At 69.6% G+C, this 16,315-nt stretch carries 15 protein-coding genes and 1 tRNA gene; 5 read left to right on the forward strand and 11 right to left on the reverse strand.

All coding sequences use genetic code 11. The features are described 5' to 3' along the window. Positions 1–77: 77 nt before the first annotated feature. Complete coding sequence (locus EHF32_RS05675) at positions 78–782, forward strand: ABC transporter ATP-binding protein (protein WP_238343800.1); 705 nt, start codon at positions 78–80, stop codon at positions 780–782. 477 nt (positions 783–1,259) lie between these two features. Here the strand turns inward: EHF32_RS05675 and EHF32_RS05680 are convergent. Further along, a tRNA-Gln gene (locus tag EHF32_RS05680) sits at positions 1,260–1,331 on the reverse strand. A gap of 133 nt (positions 1,332–1,464) precedes the next feature. On the opposite strand from EHF32_RS05680, the gene EHF32_RS05685 reads away from it, so the two are divergent. Further along, positions 1,465–2,748: an ArnT family glycosyltransferase gene (locus tag EHF32_RS05685; RefSeq protein ID WP_238343801.1), complete on the forward strand. Its 1,284-nt coding sequence runs from the start codon at positions 1,465–1,467 to the stop codon at positions 2,746–2,748. Further along, the gene (locus EHF32_RS16010) at positions 2,640–3,371 is read left to right on the forward strand and encodes a hypothetical protein (protein WP_238343802.1); all 732 of its coding nucleotides are present in this window, start codon (positions 2,640–2,642) and stop codon (positions 3,369–3,371) included. Before EHF32_RS05685 ends, EHF32_RS16010 begins: the two co-directional genes overlap by 109 nt. Positions 3,372–3,380: 9 nt before the next feature. Here the strand turns inward: EHF32_RS16010 and gltX are convergent, their stop codons facing one another. Together gltX and EHF32_RS05695 are read right to left on the reverse strand one after the other, a co-directional pair. Next, positions 3,381–4,895: a glutamate--tRNA ligase gene (gltX, locus tag EHF32_RS05690; RefSeq protein WP_137417243.1), complete on the reverse strand. Its 1,515-nt coding sequence runs from the start codon at positions 4,893–4,895 to the stop codon at positions 3,381–3,383. Positions 4,896–4,906: 11 nt separating this feature from the next. Then, on the reverse strand, positions 4,907–5,872 hold the full coding sequence (locus tag EHF32_RS05695; protein ID WP_137417245.1) for a LysR family transcriptional regulator: 966 nt from the start codon (positions 5,870–5,872) through the stop codon (positions 4,907–4,909). An 84-nt stretch (positions 5,873–5,956) separates the two neighbouring features. Between EHF32_RS05695 and EHF32_RS05700 the strand changes: the two genes are divergently transcribed. Then, complete coding sequence (locus EHF32_RS05700) at positions 5,957–7,009, forward strand: aminotransferase class V-fold PLP-dependent enzyme (RefSeq protein ID WP_238343803.1); 1,053 nt, start codon at positions 5,957–5,959, stop codon at positions 7,007–7,009. Here EHF32_RS05700 and EHF32_RS05705 read toward each other — a convergent pair. The 5 genes from EHF32_RS05705 to EHF32_RS05725 all read right to left on the reverse strand — a co-directional run bounded on the left by EHF32_RS05705 (position 7,006) and on the right by EHF32_RS05725 (position 12,845). Then, on the reverse strand, positions 7,006–8,253 hold the full coding sequence (locus EHF32_RS05705) for an MFS transporter (protein WP_137417248.1): 1,248 nt from the start codon (positions 8,251–8,253) through the stop codon (positions 7,006–7,008). The two genes, EHF32_RS05700 and EHF32_RS05705, sit on opposite strands and share 4 nt — an antisense overlap. Next, positions 8,246–9,013 carry a fumarylacetoacetate hydrolase family protein gene (locus EHF32_RS05710; protein ID WP_137417249.1) on the reverse strand — a complete coding sequence of 256 codons (768 nt, stop codon included), beginning with the start codon at positions 9,011–9,013 and terminating at the stop codon, positions 8,246–8,248. Before EHF32_RS05710 ends, EHF32_RS05705 begins: the two co-directional genes overlap by 8 nt. A 34-nt stretch (positions 9,014–9,047) precedes the next feature. Then, entirely contained in the window at positions 9,048–10,154 is a 1,107-nt protein-coding gene (locus tag EHF32_RS05715) for a branched-chain amino acid aminotransferase (RefSeq protein ID WP_137417250.1), read from the reverse strand. Between the two features lie 61 nt (positions 10,155–10,215). Further along, positions 10,216–11,268 carry a 3-isopropylmalate dehydrogenase gene (locus EHF32_RS05720; protein WP_137417251.1) on the reverse strand — a complete coding sequence of 351 codons (1,053 nt, stop codon included), beginning with the start codon at positions 11,266–11,268 and terminating at the stop codon, positions 10,216–10,218. Between the two features lie 29 nt (positions 11,269–11,297). Further along, complete coding sequence (locus tag EHF32_RS05725; RefSeq protein WP_137417253.1) at positions 11,298–12,845, reverse strand: MFS transporter; 1,548 nt, start codon at positions 12,843–12,845, stop codon at positions 11,298–11,300. Between the two features lie 68 nt (positions 12,846–12,913). Here EHF32_RS05725 and EHF32_RS05730 point away from each other — a divergent pair, with 68 nt between their 5' ends. Next, a complete protein-coding gene (locus EHF32_RS05730) occupies positions 12,914–13,459 on the forward strand; it encodes a TetR/AcrR family transcriptional regulator (protein ID WP_137417254.1) in 546 nt (181 codons plus the stop codon). A 261-nt stretch (positions 13,460–13,720) separates the two neighbouring features. On the opposite strand, the gene serA is transcribed toward EHF32_RS05730, so the two are convergent. The 3 genes from serA to EHF32_RS05745 form a co-directional block, all read right to left on the reverse strand. Beyond that, positions 13,721–15,325: a phosphoglycerate dehydrogenase gene (gene serA, locus EHF32_RS05735; RefSeq protein ID WP_137417256.1), complete on the reverse strand. Its 1,605-nt coding sequence runs from the start codon at positions 15,323–15,325 to the stop codon at positions 13,721–13,723. 156 nt (positions 15,326–15,481) lie between these two features. Next, positions 15,482–15,826: a bacitracin resistance protein gene (locus tag EHF32_RS05740; RefSeq protein WP_137417258.1), complete on the reverse strand. Its 345-nt coding sequence runs from the start codon at positions 15,824–15,826 to the stop codon at positions 15,482–15,484. Further along, positions 15,823–16,302: a DNA polymerase III subunit gamma/tau gene (locus EHF32_RS05745; RefSeq protein ID WP_137417259.1), complete on the reverse strand. Its 480-nt coding sequence runs from the start codon at positions 16,300–16,302 to the stop codon at positions 15,823–15,825. Before EHF32_RS05745 ends, EHF32_RS05740 begins: the two co-directional genes overlap by 4 nt. Positions 16,303–16,315 lie beyond the last annotated feature (13 nt).

Consider the following 16,315-nt stretch of genomic DNA (forward strand, 5'->3'; position numbering starts at 1 on the left):
CGGCAACGGGCCTGCGGCTGGCGTACGAGCGGCGCGAAGTCAGCCGCGATCTCCATCTCGCGATCCCGCGCGGTAAGGTGACCGTCATCATCGGCCCCAACGCTTCGGGCAAGTCGACCGTTCTGAGAGCCCTCGCGCGGCTGCTGCGCCCGTCCGAAGGTCAAATCGTCCTCGATGAGAAGGACATCCACGAGTACAGACCGAAGGACTTCGCGAGACGGCTGGGCCTGCTCCCCCAGTCCTCCGTCGCGCCCGGCGGCATCACCGTCGCCGACCTCGTCGGTCGCGGACGATTTCCTCACCAGCAGCCCCTTCGACCACCGACCGTGGAAGATGCGGAAGCCGTCCGCAGAGCGATGGCGGCGACACGCGTCGATACACTCGCCGATCGTCCGGTCGAGGAGCTGTCCGGCGGGCAGCGCCAGCGGGTGTGGGTCGCGATGCTCCTGGCGCAACAGGCCCCCGTGATGCTCCTGGACGAACCGACTACCTATCTCGACGTCTCCCACCAACTCGACATCCTCGAACTCGTGCGAGAACTCAATCGGTCGGAAGGGCGAACCATCGTTCTCGTCCTGCACGACCTCAACCAGGCGATCAGTTACGCTGACGAACTCGTCGTGGTCCACGAAGGGCGCGTCGTCGCCAACGGAGCACCGGTCGACATCATGACCAGCGATCTCCTCAGATCGGTCTTCTCGATAGACGCTCGTATCATCCACGACCCCGACATAGCTCATCCCGTCGTCGTTCCGCTCACGAGCGCTCGACCCGCGATCTGACCCAGGCGCGACCGAAATTCGAGAGATGCGCCATCTCATCGTCTCCGTGAGGAACGCGGACCGATCAGCGTGCAGAAGCCTCACGTGCTCTCGGCAACAGGAAGTGCGCGGGCGCACGATCTGCTCGATCTTCACATTCTCGAGGCCGGCGAACCGATGGATCTGTCGTTGATCAAGGCGACGTGCACGAGACCGACCTTCGGGTATCGCCATCTCGCCGACGAGGTCCGCCAGGCGGGGTGGGGGACGAGTCGAACCGCATCGTCCGTTACTCGATCTCGGACCGGATCACCGTCAGCGAGCCCAGGACACCCTCGGCGGGTTGACGTACATCGACGTCGAACCCACGCTCGCCGAGCCGCTCACATTCGCCGCGTAAAACGAACCTGTCACCGGTTCGTCCCTCATGCCCGAAGGAGGTAATCAGGCAGCTCAAGCAGTTCGCTGTTCTGCCCGATTCGAAGAAGAACTATCTTGCTGGGGTACCTGGACTCGAACCAAGAACAACTGAACCAGAATCAGCCGTGTTGCCAATTACACCATACCCCACCGGCTTCTACCGAAGTAGCGCCAAGAGAAGAGCTTAGCCCACGCCCGCGGCAATCCCAAACCGAGGCGGGCTCACGGCGATGCCATCGACGGCTCATCCCTAATCCCTCGGTGGAGCCCGTACGGTCCCGCCATGACCGCTGTCTCCGCTCCGCCTGCCCGTTTGCGGCTGACCCGTGCCGCGTGGCCCGTGGGGCTCGTGCTGATCGTGATCGCCGCCGCCGTCTTGACTGGATGGCAGGTGTCCGCATCGATGAGCGACTACTACGGCGCCGTCGCCATGTCGATGAGCAAGAGCTGGTCGAATCTCTTCTTCGGCGCCTTCGACCCCGCCGGCACGGTCTCGCTCGACAAGATCCCCGGCTCCTTCTGGATCCCCGCCCTCGCCGTACGTCTGTTCGGCTTCTCACCGGCGGCCGTCATCCTTCCCAATGCCATCGCCGCCACGGCCGCGGCTGTCGTCGCCGCGTTCACCGCGCGTCGGTTGGTGGGGACGACGGGTGGTCTGCTCGCGGGTGCTGTCGTGGCCACCACACCGATCCTCGTCGCGGTGGCACGGTCCAATCAGCCGCAGGCGTTCTTCGTCCTCGCACTCGCGCTGGTGGCGTGGGCCGCCGTCCGTGCCATCCAGCAGCGCAGCCTCGGCTGGTATCTCCTCGCCGGAGCACTGATCGGCGTGGCCTTCCAGACCTACATGCTCGAAGCGTGGGCGGTCTGGCCGGCGCTCGCGGCGGCCTACCTGTGCACGCGCCAGCGGTGGTGGCGTCGCATCTGGCACACGCTCCTCACGGGCGCCGTGAGCCTCGTGGTCTCGCTCGCCTGGGTCGCCGTCGTATGGCTCGTTCCCGCATCAGATCGCCCGTACGTCGGCGGAACGAACAGCAACAATCCGTGGGAGATGGTGTTCGGCTACAACGGGCTCGGACGCTTCAGCGCCACGGCCGACTCAGACGCGTACCGCTCGTTCACGCCGGCCTTCTCCGGCGACCCTGGCCCGCTGCGTCTGTTCAACACCGAGCTCGCCGGCCAGATCGCGTGGCTGCTCCCCGCGACCGTCGCGGCCATCGTCGTCCTGTTCATCCTGCGGTGGCGCCCCGCCACCGGCGTGTTCCTCGGGGGTGGTTCGCGACCGAGGTGGCGATGTTCTCCCTCGTCGCGGGGATGCACCAGTTCTACACATCCGCGCTCGCGATCCCCGTCGCCCTCCTCGTGGCGGCGGCCTTCGCCGTCGCGCGTTCACGGCGCCTGCTCTGGCCGCAGCTCCTGCTCATCGCCGTCGCGGCGATCACGGCGGTTCTCATCGCGGCGATGTACTCCGAACCGAGCCCGATCATCGCCTGGGTGCAGGTCGCGGTCGCCACGGTCGCGATTCTGCTTCTGGTTCGTGAACGCCGGGTGCTGGCGCTGCGCTGGGTGACCGCCGTGGTCGCGGCGATCGCCCTCCTGCTGACGCCGGCGGCCTGGTCGGCGCTGACCATCAGCACACCGAGCTCGATCAACCCCACGGCCGCCGGAGTCTCGCAGATGCCCGGTGGCGGCGGGGGCTTCGGTGGTTTTCGACCTGGCGGCACGACGTCCGGCGGCTCGGCGAGCGGCGCGAGACCGCACGCGCCGTCCGGCGGCGCGCAAACCGGCGCCCGTGGCGGGATGCGTCCCACGGGCGCGCCGGGCGAGAACACCTCGGACGCGGCGCTGCTGCTGTACCTCACGGAGCGACAGGGCGACGCGAAGTACCTCGTCGCCACGTTCGGCGCGCAGTCGGCGGCGCAGTTCATCCTCGCCTCCCACGGCGGGTCCGTGCTGCCCATCGGCGGATTCGACGGCAGCGACGATGTGCCGACCCTCGCCGCGTTCCAGCAGATGGTCGCCGACGGCGAGGTCACCTACGTGCTCGGCTCCGGCGCATCGGGAGCAGGAGCTGGAGGCACACGCGCCGCATCGCCCGCCACGAAGGACATCAGCGCGTGGGTGGAGTCCGCGTGCACACTCGTCGCAGATGCACCCGCGGGTGCGACCCTCTACTCCTGCACCGCAGGATGAGCGAAGGCGTCAGCCGATCCTCTGCACGAGGGCATCGAGCCGGCGGATGCTCTCGCTCTTGCCCAGCAGCTCCATCGACTCGAACAGCGGCGGCGACACCCGACGACCGCTGACCGCCACGCGGAGCGGACCGTACGCGACGCGGGGCTTCAGACCGAGCTCTTCGATCAGCGCCTTCTGCAGCGCCTCCTGCACGGATGCGGCGGCGAACTCCGCGTGCGGCACGAGCTCGAGCGCGTTGACCGAGGCGACGAGCACCTCGCCCGCGTTGGTCGGCAGCGACGCGAGGGCGTCGTCGGCGTACTCCACGTCGTCGCGGAAGAGGAAGCCGAGAAGGCCCGGCACGTCGCCCAGCAGCTGCACACGCTCCTGCACGAGCGGCGCCGCCGCGGCGATGAGCGCCCGCTCGCGATCGTCGAGCGTCTCGCCGATGATCCCGGCGTCGCGCAGGTACGGCAGGATGCGGGTCGCGAAGTCCTCGGGCGCCAGCATCCGGATGTGATCGCCGTTGATGGACTCGGCCTTCTTCTGGTCGAAGCGGGCCGGGTTGGGGTTCACGTCGGCGATGTCGAAGGCCTCGACGAGCTCGTCGAGCGAGAACACGTCGCGATCGGGCGCGAGCGACCAGCCGAGCAGCGAGAGGTAGTTGAGCAGGCCCTCGTGGATGAAGCCCTTCTCGCGCTGCAGGAAGAGGTCGGCCTTCGGGTCGCGCTTGGAGAGCTTCTTGTTGCCCTCCTCCCCCAGCACCAGCGGCATGTGCCCGAAACGCGGCACGAAGTCGGTGACGCCCGCCTCGATCAACGCGCGGTACAGCGAGAGCTGACGCGCGGTGGAGGGCATGAGGTCCTCGCCGCGGATGACGTGCGTGATGCCCATGAGCGCGTCATCGACCGGGTTCACGAAGGTGTAGAGCGGCACGCCGCCCGCGCGCACGATGACGAAGTCGGGGAAGGACCCTGCCGGGAAGGTGACCTCGCCGCGGATGAGGTCGACGTAGGTGAGGTCCTCGTCCGGCACGCGCAGGCGGTAGGCGGGCTCGCGTCCCTCGGCGCGGAAGGCGGCCTTCTGTTCCTCGGTGAGCGTGCGGTCGTAGTTGTCGTAGCCGAGCTGCTTGGCGCGGCCGTTCGCCTCGTTGCGCGCGTCGATCTCTTCGGCCGTCGAGTAGCTCTCGTACACGACGCCGGCGGCGAGCAGCTTGTCGAGCACCTCGCGGTAGAGCTCGTGTCGCTGCGACTGCCGGTACGGCGCGTGGGGACCGCCGACCTCGACGCCCTCGTCCCAGTCGATCTCGAGCCAGCGCAGCGCCTCGAGAAGCTGCTGGTAGCTCTCCTCGCTGTCGCGGGCCGCATCCGTGTCTTCGATGCGGAAGACGAGCTTGCCGCCGTTGTGCCGGGCGTAGGCCCAGTTGAACAGCGCGGTGCGGATGAGGCCGACGTGCGGCAGGCCCGTGGGCGAGGGGCAGAACCGCACCCGGATGTCGGAGCCGGTTGCGGTTGTGGTGCGGGGATCGGGTGCGGAAACCATAGGCTCTCAGCCTACCCGCGTCGCCCCGCCGTGCCGCGGCCCACTCCCGCTGCCTGCGCCGCCTCGCCGACCGCCGCGAGTGCCAACCGAAGCGCCGGCACGCGGTGCGCGTCGGCGGCCGTCACGACGTGCAGCGTGCGCTGCTCCCCCGGCGGCAGCGGCACGGCCTGCACGCCCGGGAGCAGCGGGAACGAATCGAGGGCGAGTCCCGGCAGGGTCGCCACGCCGGTACCGCGGGCCACGAGGTTCTCCACCGCGACGATGTTGTCGGTCTCGAAGGCGATTCGCGGCGTGAACCCGGCACGGGCGCACAGCTCCAGCAGGTGACCGCGGCACCGCGGGCAGCCCGCGATCCAGGATGCGTCGGCGAGCTCACCCAGCTGAACAACGGATGCTCCGACGAGCTCATGACCCTCGGGGACCACGACGAACATGCGGTCCGCACCGAGGGTGCGCACCACGAGCCCGCGCGCACTCTCGCCGTGCGGGTCGTTCTCGTCGCCCGGATAACTGAACGTGAGCGCGATGTCGGCGCGGTCTTCGCGCACCGCGGCCATCGCCTCCGGCGGTTCCGCCTCGACGTAGGTCACCGCGAGTCCCGGCGCCTTGTCCGAGAGCGCGGCGAGCACCCGCGGGACCAGCGTGGGCGACGCGGAGGGGAATCCGGTCAGCCGCACGCGGCCCGACGCGAGCCCGCGCAGCTGTGCGAGCTCGTCGGCGGCCGCGTCGATGGAGCGTGCGACCGCATCCGCATGCCGGGCGAGCACGGCACCGGCCTCGGTGAGGCGCACCCGTCGTCCGACGCGCTCGACCACCGGCATGCCGACGCGGCTCTCGATCCGGCGCACCTGCTGGCTGACGGCGGGCTGACTGTAGCCGAGCGACGCGGCAGCAGCCGTGATGGAGCCGGTCTCGGCGATCGCACGCATCACACGGAACGCCTGCACGGCGAGGTCGCCCTCATCCTGATCGGCCATGAACCGAATATATAACCTCAGCTTATGAACCCGATGCCGCTTCTGTCGTAGACCCCGACCTCGCGCATCCCGATGCTGGAGAACATGACCGCACCGCTGGATCTCGTCGCCGTCCGCGCGGCCTTCGACGGCGGTCGGGACTACCTCGCCGCGTGCACCGGCGGCTTGCCGCCGCGCAGGAGTCGAGACGCGCTGATCGCGGACATCATGCGCTCGGTCACGCACGGCGCGGATGCGGCGGCCTACTCCGCCATCGTCGAGCAGACCCGCCAGCACGCCGCCCGGCTTCTTCAGGTGAGCCGGGATCGTATCGCGATCGGGTCGCAGACCTCGGTCCTGGTGAGCCTCATCGCCGCATCCCTGCCCGAGGGCAGCGAGGTGCTCGTGCCGGACGGTGACTTCTCCTCCCTCGTCCTCCCGTTCGTACACCGCGGCGGCCTCCGCGTGCGCTGCGCACCGCTCGCAGAGCTTGCCGACGCGGTGCGTCCCGACACGGCGCTGGTGGCCTTCTCGATCGTGCAGTCGGCCTCGGGCGAGGTCGCCGATCACGCGGCGATCACCGCCGCCGCCCGCGCGGTCGGCGCCCGCACGCTGTGCGACGGCACGCAGGCGGTCGGCTGGCTTCCCGTGGACGCCTCCGCGTTCGACGCGTTCGTCGTGCACGCCTACAAGTGGCTGTGCGCGCCGCGCGGCGTCGCCTTTCTCGCACTCACGGAGGAGTTCGCGGCCACCCTCACGCCGCTCCACGCCGGCTGGTACGCGGGGGCCGACCCGTGGCAGTCCTGCTACGGCGACGCCGCGACGCTGGCCTCAGACGCCCGCCGCTTCGACGTCTCCCCCGCCTGGCAGGCGTTCGTGGGCGCCGAACCCGCACTCGGGCTCTTCGCGAACGCCGACATGTCCGCCATCCACCGGCACACGACGGAACTCGCGACGCGCTTCCTCTCCGGAATGGGCCTGCCCTCACCCGCCACGCCGAGCGCGATCGTGACGTGGCCCGACCCGGATGCCTCCGACCTCACGCGCCTGCAGGCCGCCGGCATCACAGCCTCAGGCCGCGCGGGTCGCGCGCGTCTCGCGTTCCACGTCTTCAACGACCAGGATGACGTCGACCGCGCGATCCGCGCCCTGCGCTAAGCCGCTCCGCGTCTCGAGCGCGCCAGCGGAGACGCCACCACCACGAGCACCACGAGCGCGAGGGTCACGAAGGCCAGACCGCCGAATCCGATCCAGCCGAGGATGAGTCCGGCCAGGATCGCACCGGCCGCTCCCACCAGGTTCATCGCGAGGTCGCTGCGTCCCTGCCTGCGGGTTCGCATCGCCTCACTGCTGGTCTCCACGAGCAGCGCCGCGCCCGCCACGGTCGAGGCGCTCCAACCGAGTCCGAGGAGCACGAGGCCGACGGTGACCGCGATGTTCGAGTTCTGCCCCAGTCCCGACACCAGCAACGATGCGGCCAGCAGCCCCTGTCCGAGCAGAACCGTCGTCACCCGACCGATCCGGTCGGCGAGGATGCCGAACACCGGCGAAAGGGCGTACATCCCGGCGATGTGCAGGCTGATGGTGAGCCCGACGACGGTGAGGCTCGCACCGTGGTGGACGAGGTGCACGGGCGTCATGGCCATGACGGCGACCATCGTGCCGTGAGAGGCGGCGATCGCGAGGATCGCGTACCGCGCGGCCGCGGGCCGGTCGGCACGCGCGATCCGAGGGCCCGCGCCCGCCGCATCCCTGGCGACCAGGCGCTGCGCCAGCACGAGCGGATCGGGCCGCAGGGCGGCGACGTACAGAACGACCGCGAGCACCTGAGCCACGATCGTGAACAAATAGGGGCCGGTCAGCAGCGGCATGCCGACGAGATCTCCGAGCACCTGGCCGGGTCCGACGAGGTTCGGGCCCAGGACCGCGCCGACCGTCGTCGCCCAGACCACGACCGAGATGTCGCGACCGCGCGACGCGTCCGTCGCGAGATCGGCCGCGGCGAAACGCGACTGCAGGTTCGCCGCCTGCCCGGCGCCGATCAGCACGACACCCGCCAGCAGCAGCGGGAAGGATGCGGCCGCCACCGCCCCGATGACGAGGAGGACGCCGACAAGTGCCACCGAGAGTCCGGCCGCGAGCGCGGGACGGCGCCCGTTCCGACGGGCGAGGGCCGCGAGCGGGATGGCGAACGCTGCGGCGCCGAGGGTGACCGCCGCCGTCGCCCAGCCCGAGAACGCCTCGTCACCGGACAGCTCGGTGGCCAGGATCGCGCCGAGCGAGATCGTCGCCCCGAACGCGATACCGCCGAGGATCTGTCCGGACGAGAGCAGCCACAGAGTGCGGCGGCGGATGCGGGTCAGCTCCGCCGCATCCGGCAGCCGGTCGGTGATCTCAGGCATCGCGCACGGTGTTGCGCAGAACCCCGATCCCCTCGACCTCGACCTCGACCTCGTCACCGGCCACGAGCGGGCCGACGCCGGCGGGGGTTCCGGTCATGATGACGTCGCCGGGAAGCAGCGTGAACACCGACGACGCGTACGCGATCAGCTCGGCGATCGGGAACATCAGATCGGTGAGCGGCGCCGACTGTCGCTCATCGCCGTTGACGCGGGTCACCACACGCGCGGCGGATGCGGGATCGAACTCCGTCTCGATGACCGGTCCGAGCGGGCAGAAGGTGTCGAAGCCCTTGGCACGCGACCACTGGCCGTCGCTGCGCTGGAGGTCGCGCGCGGTCACGTCGTTGCCGACCGTGTAGCCGAACACGACGTCGAGGGCCTTCTCGACCGGCACATTCTTCGCGATGCGACCGATCACCACGACCAGCTCACCCTCGAAGTCGACCCGCTCGGACTGCGTGGGGCGCACGATGACGTCGCCGGGACCGATGACCGCGGTGTTGGGCTTGAGGAACATCAGCGGCTCGGCGGGAACGTCGTTGCCGAGCTCCTCCGCGTGGGCGCGATAGTTGCGTCCGATCGCCACGACCTTGGATCGCGGGATCACCGGCGCCAGCAGCGCCACATCCGCGATCGGGATGCGCGTGCCCGTGGGCTCGAACCCGGCGAACATCGGATCCCCGGCGAGCTGCACGAGCTCGTCGTCGTCGACGATTCCGTAAGCGATGGCGTCCTGGTGGCTGAAACGAGCGATCTTCACCCGCTCAGCCTATCCAGGACGCCCCGCTCGGGACTCAGGCGTCGAGGCGCACGAGCCAGTTGTGCGTGTCTTCGCGACGTCCGTACTGGATGTCGGTGAGCTCCTCGCGCAACGAGAGCGCGAGCGAGCCCGTCGGCTGCTCATCGAAGAAGTTCTTGCCCTTGAGCTGACCGATCGGCGTCACCACGGCGGCCGTGCCACAGGCGAACACCTCCACGATGTCGCCCGACGCGACGCCGTCGCGCCACTCGGCCAGCGACACGGCGCGCCCTTCGACCTTGTGGCCGCGGTCGATCGCGAGCTGGAGGATCGAGTCGCGGGTGATGCCCTCGAGGATCGAGTCGGACTGCGGGGTGACGAGGGTACCGTCCTTCTTGACGAACACGATGTTCATGCCGCCGAGCTCTTCGACGTTGCCGTCCTGGTCGAGGAAGACGACCTGGTCGCACTCGTTCTCGTACGCCTCGGACTGCGGCAGCAGGCTCGCGGCGTAGTTGCCGCCGGTCTTCGCCGCGCCCGTTCCGCCCTTGCCGGCGCGCGAGTAGTCCTCGCTCAGCCAGATCGAGACCGGCTGCACGCCGCCCTTGAAGTAGGCGCCCGCGGGGCTCGCGATGACGTAGTACGCGACCTTCTGCGCCGGGCGCACGCCCAGGAACGCCTCTTTGGCGAACATGAACGGTCGCAGGTACAGGCTCTGGTCCGCCCCCGAGGGCACCCAGGCCGCATCCACCTTGATCAGCTCGCGCAGCGACTGCACGAAGTACGACACCGGCAGCTCCGGCAGCGCGAGCCGCCGCGCCGAGCGCTGCAGCCGCCGGCCGTTCTGGTCTGGGCGGAATGTGTGGATCGAGCCGTCGGCGTGACGGTAGGCCTTGATGCCCTCGAAGATCTCCTGGCCGTAGTGCAGGACGGCGGCGGCCGGATCCAGCGAGATGGGGCCGTAGGGCTGCACGCGGGGACGGTGCCAGCCGCCGCGCATCGACCAGCAGATGTCGACCATGTGATCGGTGAAGGCGGTGCCGAAGCCGGGGTTCTCGAGGATCTGCTCGCGCTCCGCGGCGCCGCGGGCGGCGAGGTTGCGGGTGACGGCGAACTCGAGCGGTGCGAGGCCCTGGTCGGGATCGGTGTCGAGGAGTGTCATGAGGATCTCGCTTCATCTGCGCCTGGCGGCGCGGTCACGGGCGACGGCTGCGGGCTCCAGGTTACGCCTGAAGCCGCGCGATGATCGCGTCGCCGATCTGTGCTGTGGTGCGGACCGAATCGGGCCTCTCGGCGATGTCGGCCTCGACCGCGCGCGTGAGGCGGTCGGCGTCATCGCGCAGTCCCAAGTGGTTCAGCAGGAGAGCGACCGAGAGGATCGCGGCCGTGGGGTCGGCCTTCTGCTGGCCCGCGATGTCCGGAGCCGAACCGTGGACGGGCTCGAACATCGACGGGAAGTCGCCGTCGGGATTGATGTTCCCGGATGCGGCGAGGCCGATGCCACCGGTGACGGCACCTGCCAGGTCGGTCAGGATGTCACCGAAGAGGTTGTCGGTGACGATCACATCGAAGCGGCTGGGGTTCGTGACCAGGAAGATCGTGGCCGCGTCGACGTGCAGATAGTCTACGGCGACGTCCGGGTGCTCCGTCGCCACCTCGTCAACGATCCGCTTCCAGATGCCCCCGGCGTGCACGAGCACGTTCGTCTTGTGCACGAGGGTGAGCTTCTTGCGGCGACGCTCGGCCTCGGCGAACGCGAAACGCACGACACGCTCCACACCGAAAGCCGTGTTCACCGAGGTCTCGTTGGCCACCTCGTGCGGGGTACCGACGCGGATCGCGCCCCCGTTGCCGACGTACGGTCCCTCGGTCCCCTCGCGCACCACGACGAAGTCGATCTCGCCCGGGTCGGCGAGCGGACCGCTCGCACCGGGGTACAGCTTGGACGGGCGCAGGTTCACGTAGTGATCGAGCGCGAAACGCAGCTTGAGCAGCAGGCCCCGCTCGATGTTCGCGTTCTTCAGGCGCGGGTCGCCGGGCACTCCCCCGACGGCGCCGAGCAGGATCGCATCGTGCGAGGCGATAGCCGCCAGGTCATCGTCGGTGAGGGTGTCGCCCGTCTCGAGATAGCGCGCGGCGCCGAGCGAGAACCAGGTGCGCTCGAACGTGACGTCGGTGCCGGCGGTCACCGCTTCGAGCACCTTGTCGGCTTCGGCGACGACCTCCGGACCGATGCCGTCACCGGGGATGACGGCGAGCTTCACGACGCGCGACATGGCACTCCTGTCTCAGGATGCCGCGGGCATCACCGCCGCGGCGAGTTGCGGGATGATCCCAGCGTAGTGGCGGCGATGACCGCTGCCACGACGACGAGACCCGCGCCGATGAGCGAGGTGACACCGACACCGGCGTCGAAGGCGTGCGCGGCCGCATCCCGGAGCGCGGCTCCGGTCTCGGGGGCGAGTCCGTTCGCGGCGCTCACCGCTCCCGCCAGCGTTTCGCGGGCCGCATCCGCGACGTCCGCAGGAACACCCTGCGGCACGACCAGGTTCGCGCGGTAGAGCGCGGTGAGCAGTCCGCCGAGAAGCGACGTGCCCAGCACCGCGCCGACCTCGTACGCCGTCTCGGAGACCGCGCTGGCGGCCCCCGCCTTCGCGGGCGGGGCGCTGGCGAGCACGAGCTCGTTCGAGACGGTCTCGGCCGCGCCGATCCCGATGCCCAGCACGATGAAGGCGACCACGAGCAGCGCCACCGAGCCGGGGTCCGTCGACAGCGCGACCATGACGTATCCCGCGAACGAGAACACCAGAGCCACCGGGATGACCACGCGCGGCGAGACGCGCTTCGCGACGGGCACGACCGCGAGTCCCGCCACGATCATGAGCGCGAGACCGGGCACGAGCGCCAGACCCGCGGTCATCGGCGAGAGACCGACGATGAGCTGCAGGTGCTGCGAGACGAAGTAGATGAAGCCGACCAGCGCCAGCACGCTCAGCAGGTTGACGAGCAGCGCTCCGCTGAACGCGCCGCGCGCGAACAGCCGCACATCCAGCATCGGCGTCTCGGAGCGACGCTGGCGGCGCACGAACAGCACACCGAACCCGACGCCGGCCACGAGCAGCGCGGCGACGAGCGGGCTGGGGCCGTGTGCCGCGGCTTCCTTGATCGCGTAGACGATCGGCACCATGGTCGCCATGGAGAGCACGATGCTCACCGGGTCCACGCGACCGGGGTTCGGATCACGACTCTCCGGCACCAAGATCGGTGCGAGTACCAGCAGCGGGATGAGCACGGGCACGGCCATCAGGAACACGGAGCCCCAGGCGAAGTGCTCGAGGAGGAACCCGCCCACGACAGGACCGAGCGCCGCACCCGCCGAGAACATGGCCGCCCAGACGGCGATCGCCAGCCGGCGCTGGTTGCGGTCGGTGAAGATGCTCCGCAGCAGCGACAGCGTCGAGGGCATCAGCATCGCGCCGAAGACACCCATCACGGCACGAGCGGCGATCAGCAGCTCGGCGTTGGGGGCGAAAGCGCCGAGGGCGGAGACGGCGGCGAAGCCCGTGGCACCGATCAGCAGCATCCGCCGACGTCCGAAGCGGTCGCCGAGCGTGCCCATGGTCACGAGGGAGCCCGCCAGCACGAGCGGATACACGTCGATGATCCAGAGCTGCTGCGTGCTGGTGGGCTGCAGCTGCAGGGCGATCTCCGGGAGCGCGAAGCTCAGCACGGTGTTGTCGACCGCGACCAGCAGCACGGGGAGCATGAGGACGACGAGCGCCGCCCAGCCGCGCCATCCGACGCGGCGGCCCTCGGCCTCGGCGATGGCGATGTCTTGAGTGAGTGTGTTCATGTGTTTCTATACCGTCCGGCTGGTATAGTAACAGAGATGAGACGCCCTTCGTCAGTACGATCGAGACCATGAGTCGACCCCCGCGCGCCCGTGAGCTGGTGCTCGACGCCTTCGAGAGACTCCTCGTGACCGAGGGCGAACGCTCGGCGACGATGGATGCGACGGCCCGAGCCGCCGGGGTTTCCAAAGGCGGACTGCTCTACCACTTCGGGTCGAAGGACGCCTTGGAGACCGGTCTGCTCGAACGCCTCCACGTGCTCGTCGAAGAAGACCTGGATCGCATGTCGGCGTCGGCGGAAGGTCCCGTCGCCTACTTCGTGCGCACGTCCGCGATGAGCGATGACGAGCTCGATCGGGCGCTCGTCGCCGTCTCGCGGCTCGCCCAGGGCGGGCACGCCGCCGCGGGTGCGGCATTGCGCACCATCCGTGACCGCTGGGCCGATGCGCTGCGGGCGCACGTGGCGAGCGAGGCGGCCCTGGATCTCGTGATGCTCGTGAGCGACGGTCTGTACTTCAACAACGCCCTCGAAGGCGACGGTGTCGCAGGGCCCACCCCCACGGGTGCCGCGATGGACGCCCTGGTCGAGATCGTCACCCGCGCCGCGCGCGGCTGACCCGCCCGCCGCGGCATCCGCATCCCGCCGCGGCATCCGCATCCCGCATCCGCAATTCAGGAAACATCCCTCCCACAGGATGATCCGCGCCGAATCATCCTGCTCGGTGGCGATGCCCTGCGGAAGGGATGCGGGCGCCGCGATCCCGCCGAACGAGCATCCATTCATCGAGCGAGCATCCGATCTGATGCTCATTCGGCGAAGGGATGCTCGCTCGGCGTCGAGGCTCGGGTCAGGACGGGGTGCCGCGGCGCCGCGGCGTCAGGACTCGGTGATCTCGATCTGGCGGAACAGGTCGGCCTGGATGGCGGAACCGACCTCGGCGAGCAGCTCGTCGGGCACGGGCGAATCGACCGTCAGCACGGACAGGGCCTGTCCCCCGGCCGCGCGGCGGGCGATCTGCATGCCGGCGATGTTGATGCCGGCTTCGCCGAAGCGCTGACCGTAGACGGCGACGATTCCGGGGCGATCGGTGTACTGCATCACGATGTGGTGCTTCTCGATCGGCAGCTCGAGGGCGTGGCCGTTGATGGCGACGATCTTCTCGATCTGCTTCGTGCCGGTCAGCGTGCCCGACACCGAGAGCTGCGAGCCGTCGGACAGGGCGCCCGCGACGGTGATGACGTTGCGGTACTCCTCGCTCACGCCGTCGACGATGAGCCGCACCTCGATGCCGCGCTGGTCGGCCAGGAGCGGCGCGTTGACGTAGGACACCGACTCGCTGACGATGTTCGTGAACACACCCTTGAGGGCTGCGAGCTTCAGCACGCTGACGTCGTAGTCCTTGAGCTCGCCGTGCACCTCGACGTCGATGCTCGTGACGGGCGACACCGCGAGAGCGGAGAAGATCTGGCCGAGCTTCTCGACGAGCGCGATGCCCGGGCGGACGTAGGGGTCGATGACGCCGCCCGCGACGTTGACCGCATCCGGGACGAGCTCGCCCGACAGCGCCAGCCGCACGGACTTGGCGACAGAGACGCCGGCCTTCTCCTGCGCCTCGTCGGTCGATGCGCCGAGGTGGGGGGTGACGACCACGTTCGGCAGCGACAGCAGGCGGGCGGCGTCGCTGTCGGCGGCGGGCGGCTCGCTCGAGAACACGTCGAGCCCCGCACCGGCGATCTCGCCCGAGATCAGGGCGTCGGCGAGAGCTGCCTCGTCGATCAGTCCGCCGCGGGCGACGTTCACCACGAACGCGGTCGGCTTCATGCGGCGCAGCTGCTCGGTGCTGATCATGCCCGTGGTCTCGGGCGTCTTGGGCATGTGGATGGTGATGAAGTCGCTCTGCTCGAGAAGTTCGTCGAGCGTGAGGAGCTCGACGCCCAGCTGCTGGGCACGGGCGCTCGTGACGTAGGGGTCGTAGGCGACGATACGCATGTCGAACGCCTGCAGGCGGGCGGCGATCAGCGCGCCGATGCGGCCGAGGCCGATGATGCCCACGGTCTTCTCGAAGAGCTCGGTGCCGGTGAACGAGCTCCGCTTCCAGGCGCCGGCCGAGAGGGACGCGTGCGCGGCGGGGATGCGTCGCGCCAGGCTCAGGATGTGTCCGACGGTCAGCTCCGCTGCGGAGATGATGTTCGAGGTCGGGGCGTTGACGACCATGACACCGGCGGTCGTCGCGGCCTTGATGTCGACGTTGTCGAGTCCGACACCGGCGCGGGCGATGACCTTCAGTGCCGGCGCGGCGGCGATGGCCTCCGCATCCATCCGCGTCGCCGAGCGCACGAGCACCGCGTGCGCGTCCGCGAGGGCGGGCAGCAGCGCGGCGCGGTCTGCTCCGTCGACGTGGCGCACGTCGAAATCGGGCCCGAGGGCATCGATCGTGGCGGGAGAGAGCTCTTCAGCGATGAGGACGACGGGCTTGGTCACAGCGGATGTCCTTTGACACATGCGGGACCGCGTGCAGAGCACGACGGCGCGAGGCGGGTGGAAGCGCGTCGCGGGCGGGCCGGCCGCGCACTTGTCAGCCTACTGCCCCGGCCGCGGTGCCCCCGACCGTGTGACGGGACGTTGGACCTTCGGATCTCAGGCGTTGTAGAGCGCGGGGGTGACCGACGCGTAGGCGAAGATGTCGAGCCAGAAGACGGCGACCAGGCACAGGCCGAGCAGAAGCAGGAGTGCGAACGGCCCCGCCTTGCGTCGCCAGCCCAGGGCGAAGCAGCCGGCGAACACGAGGATCGGGAACAGCACGGGCAGCAGCAGCACGAACCAGCCATACCCGGTGAGGCCGGCGTCTCCCCCGGCCTGCTGGAACAGGAACCCGAGCGCCGTCCAGAGCGCGAACGCGAAGAAGAGCGCGGCGAAGCCCGCGATCGTGGCGATGAGCCAGACCGGCAGCGCGACGCGACGCGCGGGCGTCGTGGCGCTCATGCTCCCACCCCTGTCATGAGGAACGGCCAGGGCAGCAGCACCACCGCACCGACGACCAGGGCCACGATCCGCAGCCACATGGGCCGGGAGCGTGTCAGCACCATCGTGGTCGCGAACCAGACGGCCGGCGCCGCGATCGCCAGGATCCACGCCGCAGTGTGAGCGGCGGGATTGATGAACAGCTGCGCGACGAACTGCAGGCGCGACCCGCCGATGAACCATCCGACGGCGAGCAGCAGATAGATCCCCCCGAACACGCCGAGCGTCACGAGCGCCACGTTGCTCATCGCCGCAGGCTCGGCGTCGCCGTCGTCGGAGACGGATGCGGGAGCCGCCTTCGTCTCGGCGTCCAGGCGCTTCGCTGGCGTTGCACCCACCTCCGCGGCGGATGCGCTCCTGCGGGGCGCCACCTGCGGGGCGAGCGTCGGGTCGTCGTCACCGTCCCAGCTGAGAGCGTCGTCGTCGCGCGAAACCATGCCTCGACCCTAC

Source organism: Microbacterium sp. RG1 (genome assembly GCF_005347485.1).
Classification (GTDB): Bacteria; Actinomycetota; Actinomycetes; order Actinomycetales; family Microbacteriaceae; genus Microbacterium; species Microbacterium binotii_A.

What these genes read in the sequence shown, in the direction of transcription:
- EHF32_RS05725 (WP_137417253.1), bottom strand. Translation starts at nt 12,845, where the DNA reads ATGAACACACTCACTCAAGACATCGCCATCGCCGAGGCCGAGGGCCGC.
- EHF32_RS16010 (WP_238343802.1), top strand. Translation starts at nt 2,640, where the DNA reads ATGTACTCCGAACCGAGCCCGATCATCGCCTGGGTGCAGGTCGCGGTC.
- EHF32_RS05715 (WP_137417250.1), bottom strand. Translation starts at nt 10,154, where the DNA reads ATGACACTCCTCGACACCGATCCCGACCAGGGCCTCGCACCGCTCGAG.
- EHF32_RS05745 (WP_137417259.1), bottom strand. Translation starts at nt 16,302, where the DNA reads ATGGTTTCGCGCGACGACGACGCTCTCAGCTGGGACGGTGACGACGAC.
- gltX (WP_137417243.1), bottom strand. Translation starts at nt 4,895, where the DNA reads ATGGTTTCCGCACCCGATCCCCGCACCACAACCGCAACCGGCTCCGAC.
- EHF32_RS05720 (WP_137417251.1), bottom strand. Translation starts at nt 11,268, where the DNA reads ATGTCGCGCGTCGTGAAGCTCGCCGTCATCCCCGGTGACGGCATCGGT.
- EHF32_RS05740 (WP_137417258.1), bottom strand. Translation starts at nt 15,826, where the DNA reads ATGAGCGCCACGACGCCCGCGCGTCGCGTCGCGCTGCCGGTCTGGCTC.
- EHF32_RS05700 (WP_238343803.1), top strand. Translation starts at nt 5,957, where the DNA reads ATGACCGCACCGCTGGATCTCGTCGCCGTCCGCGCGGCCTTCGACGGC.
- EHF32_RS05705 (WP_137417248.1), bottom strand. Translation starts at nt 8,253, where the DNA reads ATGCCTGAGATCACCGACCGGCTGCCGGATGCGGCGGAGCTGACCCGC.
- EHF32_RS05730 (WP_137417254.1), top strand. Translation starts at nt 12,914, where the DNA reads ATGAGTCGACCCCCGCGCGCCCGTGAGCTGGTGCTCGACGCCTTCGAG.
- EHF32_RS05685 (WP_238343801.1), top strand. Translation starts at nt 1,465, where the DNA reads ATGACCGCTGTCTCCGCTCCGCCTGCCCGTTTGCGGCTGACCCGTGCC.
- EHF32_RS05695 (WP_137417245.1), bottom strand. Translation starts at nt 5,872, where the DNA reads ATGGCCGATCAGGATGAGGGCGACCTCGCCGTGCAGGCGTTCCGTGTG.